Origin of the sequence: Nocardia amamiensis NBRC 102102 (genome assembly GCF_001612745.1) — a bacterium.
Classification (GTDB): domain Bacteria; phylum Actinomycetota; class Actinomycetes; order Mycobacteriales; family Mycobacteriaceae; genus Nocardia; species Nocardia amamiensis.
Genome location: NZ_BDBA01000327.1, coordinates 1 through 5,893 on the forward strand (window position 1 = coordinate 1; position 5,893 = coordinate 5,893).

General features: G+C 65.8%; 7 protein-coding genes and 1 pseudogene. 5 read left to right on the forward strand and 3 right to left on the reverse strand.

Going from position 1 to position 5,893, the window contains the following annotated elements; all coding sequences use genetic code 11:
- Window positions 1–131: 131 nt before the first annotated feature.
- Both NA4_RS36945 and NA4_RS36950 read left to right on the forward strand, forming a co-directional pair.
- Window positions 132–881, forward strand: coding sequence for a transposase domain-containing protein (locus NA4_RS36945; RefSeq protein ID WP_084497794.1), 750 nt, complete (start codon window positions 132–134; stop codon window positions 879–881).
- Window positions 882–928: 47 nt separating this feature from the next.
- Window positions 929–1,771, forward strand: coding sequence for a hypothetical protein (locus NA4_RS36950; protein ID WP_067480644.1), 843 nt, complete (start codon window positions 929–931; stop codon window positions 1,769–1,771).
- A gap of 69 nt (window positions 1,772–1,840) precedes the next feature.
- Here the strand turns inward: NA4_RS36950 and NA4_RS39820 are convergent, their stop codons facing one another.
- The 3 genes from NA4_RS39820 to NA4_RS36960 all read right to left on the reverse strand — a co-directional run bounded on the left by NA4_RS39820 (window position 1,841) and on the right by NA4_RS36960 (window position 3,229).
- Window positions 1,841–2,008 (reverse strand): hypothetical protein, encoded by a 168-nt coding sequence (locus NA4_RS39820; RefSeq protein WP_174553049.1) that lies wholly within the window; start codon window positions 2,006–2,008, stop codon window positions 1,841–1,843.
- Window positions 2,009–2,212 (reverse strand): hypothetical protein, encoded by a 204-nt coding sequence (locus tag NA4_RS42005; RefSeq protein WP_067480646.1) that lies wholly within the window; start codon window positions 2,210–2,212, stop codon window positions 2,009–2,011.
- A gap of 255 nt (window positions 2,213–2,467) precedes the next feature.
- On the reverse strand, window positions 2,468–3,229 hold the full coding sequence (locus tag NA4_RS36960) for a class I SAM-dependent methyltransferase (protein ID WP_245671768.1): 762 nt from the start codon (window positions 3,227–3,229) through the stop codon (window positions 2,468–2,470).
- A 209-nt stretch (window positions 3,230–3,438) separates the two neighbouring features.
- On the opposite strand from NA4_RS36960, the gene NA4_RS39825 reads away from it, so the two are divergent.
- The 3 genes and pseudogenes from NA4_RS39825 to NA4_RS36975 form a co-directional block, all read left to right on the forward strand.
- Window positions 3,439–4,341 carry a GNAT family N-acetyltransferase gene (locus NA4_RS39825; RefSeq protein WP_169811204.1) on the forward strand — a complete coding sequence of 301 codons (903 nt, stop codon included), beginning with the start codon at window positions 3,439–3,441 and terminating at the stop codon, window positions 4,339–4,341.
- Between the two features lie 301 nt (window positions 4,342–4,642).
- Window positions 4,643–5,551, forward strand: coding sequence for a dihydrodipicolinate synthase family protein (locus NA4_RS36970; protein WP_281180106.1), 909 nt, complete (start codon window positions 4,643–4,645; stop codon window positions 5,549–5,551).
- Window positions 5,497–5,893, forward strand: a pseudogene (locus tag NA4_RS36975) (IS701 family transposase); the annotation flags it as partial. The gene NA4_RS36970 and the pseudogene NA4_RS36975, both read left to right, overlap by 55 nt.

Consider the following 5,893-nt stretch of genomic DNA (forward strand, 5'->3'; position numbering starts at 1 on the left):
GAGGTTCCCCCAAGGCCGGGTAGTTAGTGTTTTCGCTGGTGGCGCAAGCGGTTTGAGGATTTCGGGCATAGGGCAACGGAGCTCGTTGGTTCAGGTAGTCGACCAAGACAGCCTGTTGCCGAGGAGCTCCGTTGCCGTTTCATTCTCCCCTGCCTCCCGCGTTGGCGGCGATCACCCGGTCGGTGACCGTGGCCGCGGGCCGGTTCGCTGCCGGTCATCTGGGCGAGTTGACCGTGGTGGTGCCCTTCGAGCTCGTCGACGCGGTCCTCGAGGAGACCCGGTCGGTGCAGCGCCGGTTGCGTGATCTGCCGTCTCGGGTCGGGGTCTATTTCCTCCTGGCGATGTGCTTGTTCCCCGAGGTGGGTTATCGGGCGGTCTGGGACAAACTCACGGCCTCGCTGACCGGGATACCCTTGCCCGCCCCGACCGCGAAAGCGTTGCGGGACTTGCGCCGTCGGGTGGGGGTCGCGCCGATGCGGATGTTGTTCGATGTGCTGGCCGGGCCGTTGGCTCAGCCGTCGACTCCGGGGGTTCGGTTCGGGCGGTATCGGATGGTGTCCTTTGATGGCTGCACCTCCCAGAAAGTGCCCGCCACCGCTCGGAACCGGGCCTGGCTGCGTGCCACCGCCCATTATGCCTACCCGATGCTGGAATTGATGACGCTGGTGGAGACCGGAACCCGCGCGGTGATCGGGGCAGTGTTCGGACCCACCGAGCTGGGCGAGACCGGCTACGCCTGCAAGCTGCTGCATCTACTGCGCCCGAACATGCTGGTGTTGTGGGACAGGGGCTTCGACAGCAACGACTTCCTCGTCAAAGTCTGCGCGACCGGTGCCCAAGTATTGGGTCGGTCGCGCAGCAACCGGCGCATCCCGTCCTGACCCGCCTGGGCGACGGCTCGTATCTGGCGGTCATCGCCGGGATCCCGGTGCGGATCATCGACGCCCAGATCACCGTGACCTGTATCGACGGCACCGTGTTCACCGCCGGCTACCGCCTCGTCACGACCCTGACCGACGCCCGCCGCTACCCGGCAGCGACGCTAGTGGCCCTCTACCACCAGCGGTGGGAACACGAATCTGCCTACTACGCGCTGCGCCACACGATCATGTCCGGACGAATTCTGCGCTCGGGCGACCCCGTCGGCGTCGAACAGGAAATGTGGGCCCTGCTGGGCCTGTACCAAGCGCTGCGCATCGTGATGGTCGACGCCGCCGAATCCCGTCCAGGTACCGACCCGGACCGTTGCAGCTTCGCCATCGCTTTCCACACCGCCCGTGACCAGGTCGTCACCGCGGACGGGGTCGTCCCCACCGGGACCGGAAGCGGCCTTCTCGGGCGGATCGGCGTCCGTATCTTGGGGCACCTGCTACCACGACGCCGGCAACGGGTCAGCACCCGCAAGGTCAAATCACCGATGTCGCGCTACAACGAGCGCCTCGACGACGGACGCCCCGACACCAGCCGCACCGTCACCAATCTCGACCTCGCCATCGTAGTGCCCGACACCGAACAACTCCCGCTTCCGACCACTTCCCGCCACGACAGCCGCACCGCCCCCGACCAGCGCCGACGCCACCGGATCCTGACCCTGCTCGACACCGACCCCACCCGCTTGTGGCGAGCCCGTGACATCGCCGCCCACTTCGGCGACATCACCCTCAACACCATGTACAGACAGTTGACCCGGTGGGCCGACGACGGCCTCATCCACAAACTCGGCCCGGGCCTCTACAGCGCCACCGCCTGGTCACCCGAAACCCTTGCATGACAAGCGAAAACACTAACTACCCGGCCTTGGGGGAACCTCAGAGACCCATGCGCGGTCGATATCGGCGATTTAGTCGTCGACCCAGACGAAGGGGCGGCCTGCGGCGGCCGCAACGAGGGCCGCTGTCTTCCAGTGCAGGGTATCGATCGGGTCTTGTTCTGGTGCGTCGGGAAGGTCGGCGACCGGCAACGTTGGGAGCCCGAGCAGCGGGGCGATGACCTCGTTGGCGTCGTGCATCTATGCGGTAGCCCAGACCAGGTCGCAGGGCAGGGCAAGCAGCCGCGGGCCGGGCGTGGTGTCGAGATAGGGCAGTCGGGGGTTGCGGTTGCTCTGCCATTCGTCCCAGTCCACGAGTGCCGCTTCGAGCCTCGTTCCTCCGTTGGGTAGCAAGGCGCCGTCGACGTCCAGGAACAACAGTGCGCGGTCGGTGTGATCGGTCACGGCGGCAAGCTCTCAGGTTTGTCAGCTCGTCCTCATGAGCGAGTTTGCGGCTCGCAGCTGACTTCGTTTGGTGCTTTGTCGGGGCGGAGCCCCTGCCAGGAGGGTGTCGGACTTGGCCGTCACTGGTCCCCTCGGCGAACGACACTTCACCCACGGCCTGGGGTTCGAGCTGGATCGACTCGATCCCGATTCCGCGCAGCCGTTGCAAACTGGCCTACATCGGCAATGTCGGCACCGGATACACCCCGGCAGGGCTCATGAATCTGGTGCCTGGTCAAGCAATCCGTCTCTTTCGTGCCCCGCGGAGTCCTGGCGTTCCGCGGCGGACAGTGCGTGCGCGCGTCGGGCGACGAAGACGTATTCTCTGCTGTCCTCGGTGAACGGTTCGCCAGCGAACCCGCCGTGTAGTGCCTCCAGTTCGAGGCCTGCTACGTCGAGAAGTCCGAGCCACTCGTTCTTCGTCGCCCACCACAATGAGCTGACCGCCCCGTCGTCACAGACCAAGTCGACTTTGTCGCCGACGGCGTATCGGATGGTGTGTGGAACCGGTCGGAGTTGACGAGTGCCGTCCAGGCGTGCGGCGGTGTGGTGATCGAAGGCGAACGCGTTCCACGCGAACCGACCGCCCGGCCGCAGCGAGGCGGCCACACGCTCGAAGACGCGGCGGCGGTCGGGCCAGGTGCTCAGGTGCAGCATCGCGCGGAAGGGGCAGTAGATCAGTGCAGCGGGCTGATTGAGGTGCAGGTCGCGTATGTCGGCCTCGATCAGGTCCAGCCGCACACCCGCCTCGGCCGCACGGATCGTGGCCTGTTCGAGCATTCGGGCAGAGGTGTCGATGCCGATTACGGGTTGCCCGGTGGCTTGGGCGACCGGGATCGCCACGCGTCCGTTGCCGATTGCGAGTTCGACCAGTGGCCCCTCAGCCTGCCTGGCGAGCTCAACATAGAAAGTGACATCCGCTGTCATGTCCGCCGACCATTCGTCATAGTGATTTGCGAACGCCTCGTCCCAGCTCATGTAACCAAGGCTGGTGGCCCGAACCGGAGAAAGCCAATTGTTTTCGCATACCAGCTCGGGCGTCAGCAACATTGGCTCATAGCCGGATGCCGCGTGCTCAACACGTACGCGCGCATCGTTCGAGGACAGAGCAACAGCACGCGTTCGCTGACCGAGTTCGTCGGAATAATCTGTTGCCGTCATCGGCCCGCGCCGCAGAGGATCGGCGCATGATTGTGCGCCGACTGGACCACGATGAATGGGCTGTCGCCCGGACCGTGCGGCTCGACGCGCTCAGGGAGTCTGTGCCGGGTACGTTCGGTTCCACCTTCGAGGTGGCCTCCGGGTGGACTGATCGGCAGTGGCGCCAATGGATGCACGGCAGAACCATGTTCGTCGCCGAAGCCACAGACACGACAGCGGTCGGCTCGGTCGCCGGCATGATCGAAGACAGCGTGCCGGTCGTCGTGTCCATGTGGGTGGCACCCGCCCATCGGGGAACCGGGCTGTCGGACCGGCTGCTGGCCGCGGTAATCGAGTGGGCTGTCACCGGTCGCCACCGTGAGATTCGGTTGTGGGTGCTGGAAGCCAATCACCTTGCCCAGGCCTTCTATCGCAGAAACGGATTCACGAACACGGGTCGTCGGAAACGCTGCATCGACTGGCCTGAGCGGTTGGAGATCGAGATGTCACGCGTGCTGGCCTCCCGCCCTGCACAACCGGCGGACAGACTCGTGACGGGAGTGCCGACTGGAGATCCGGTGCGACAGATCGTCGATGCCGAGTTGCATCTGCTGGACCCGGCGGTGCGGGCATCCCCGCAGGCGTTGGCCGTGTTCCTCGACCCGAGCTTCGTCGAGTTCGGCGCGTCCGGCCGCAGATCTGACCGCGACGCGATCATCGCCGCAGTCGCCACCGAGTCACCCACCACGATCGCTGCCACCGGGATTAGCGGGGAACTGCTGAGCCGCGACCTCGCGCACGTCACCTATGTCGCAGAACGCAACGGTCAACGGTCGCTCCGCAGTTCGCTGTGGCGGCGAACCGCAGAAGGCTGGCGAATGTACTTCCACCAGGGCACACCGATAGCGGCCAACTCTTCTTCGGACGCTACGGCCCGCCTGGACGAGTGATCCTGGCGGGGGCGCAGACGTCGAGCGGATCTCAGGACAATGCACAGCTGAAGCCGACGACAACCGGGTAGGTGCTGTCCGGCGATCGGTTCTCGATGCATGGTTAAGGTTACCGAGGTGTATCCGTGCGTCCCGATGACGTGGTTGGTCTGTCGGTATCCGATCTGGTTTCTCGACAGGCTGCGTTCGGTTACTGAGTATCGGACTCGGCGTTGGTGTGATGTGATGCAGTAGCACGGGGGAGGGGTGTGGGTGCCGCTGTGGCAGGGCGAGCCGGTGGAGGTCGGGCGTTGTGGATTCTGTGATCGCTGCTGCGGTCACGCCGTTTCAGGTTTCGGGTGCGGTGGACTTCGCGGCATTTACGGACTATCTGGAGTTGCTCGCTGGTGCGGGTGTGGGCACGATTTTGGTGAACGGGACGAGCGGGGAGTTCGCCAGCCTCACCGCTGGTGAGCGGCGGTCGGTTGTCGAGCACTGTCGTAATGGTTGGGCGGGAACGTTGATTGCGCATGTCGGTGCGACGGCGGTGGCTGATGTTCGTGCGGCGGCTCGTCATGCCCAGGAGTTTGCCGATGGGTTGGCGGTGATCGCCCCGGATTTCTTCGCCGATGCGCCCGAGTCAGGGGTCGAGCAGTTCTTCGGGCAGGCGATGGCCGATGTCGAAGTGCCGTGGCTGGTGTACAACTTCCCGCGTCATACCGGCAACCCGGTCAGCCCTGCCGTGGTGGCGCGGTTGGCGGGGGAGTACCCACTGTTGATGGGGGTCAAGGACTCCGGCAAGGATCTCGCAATCGCCCAGGTCTACAAGAGCGGATGTCCGCGGCTGTCGGTGTTCGTGGGCGACGACCGTGCTCCGGCGCGGCTGGGTGAACTTGGACTGGACGGGGTCGTCACCGGCGCCGGCGGCCCGGTCGCCGAGCTGCCGGTCGCGATCACCACAGCCTCCGCGGCCGGTGATGAAAAATCCGCGAGCCGCTGGCAGCATGTCTTCGACACCTACAGCGATACCCGCAAGGCGATGGGGTTGTCGGACATCGCGTTTGCCAAGGCCGCGACCGCGGCGCGGCTACCGGGGTTCCCGCTGGCGGTGCGTGCGCCGCTGATCGCCGCGGATGCGCAGCAGCGCCTCGGCATCGGCCGGTTGTTGCACGATGAGGCCAGGCCGGCTACCTGCGCGGCTGGCTGGAGTCTCGCGACGTGTTCTACGTGATGGCCACACGCTGCGACCAGCAGGTGAGAACCCGCGCGGACCGCACCGCCCACGCCGATGAACTGATCGCCGAACTACCCGCCACCTCATGGCAGCGGTTGTCGGTCGGCGCAGGAGCACACGGCCCGCGCGAATACGACTGGGCACGCCGCCAGATCGACGGCACCTGGGCCCGAGGTCGCGGGCACTGGCTGCTGGCGCGGCGCAGCATCAGCAACCCCACCGAGATCGCCTACTACCTCTGCTACGGGCCACACTCGGCCCGGCTGATCGACCTGGCCTGGACCGCCGGATCCCGCTGGCACATCGAAGAAGCGTTGTGCGCCACGAGGCGCTCCGTCG

What these genes read in the sequence shown, in the direction of transcription:
- NA4_RS39820 (WP_174553049.1), bottom strand. Translation starts at nt 2,008, where the DNA reads ATGCACGACGCCAACGAGGTCATCGCCCCGCTGCTCGGGCTCCCAACG.
- NA4_RS36960 (WP_245671768.1), bottom strand. Translation starts at nt 3,229, where the DNA reads ATGAGCTGGGACGAGGCGTTCGCAAATCACTATGACGAATGGTCGGCG.
- NA4_RS39825 (WP_169811204.1), top strand. Translation starts at nt 3,439, where the DNA reads ATGATTGTGCGCCGACTGGACCACGATGAATGGGCTGTCGCCCGGACC.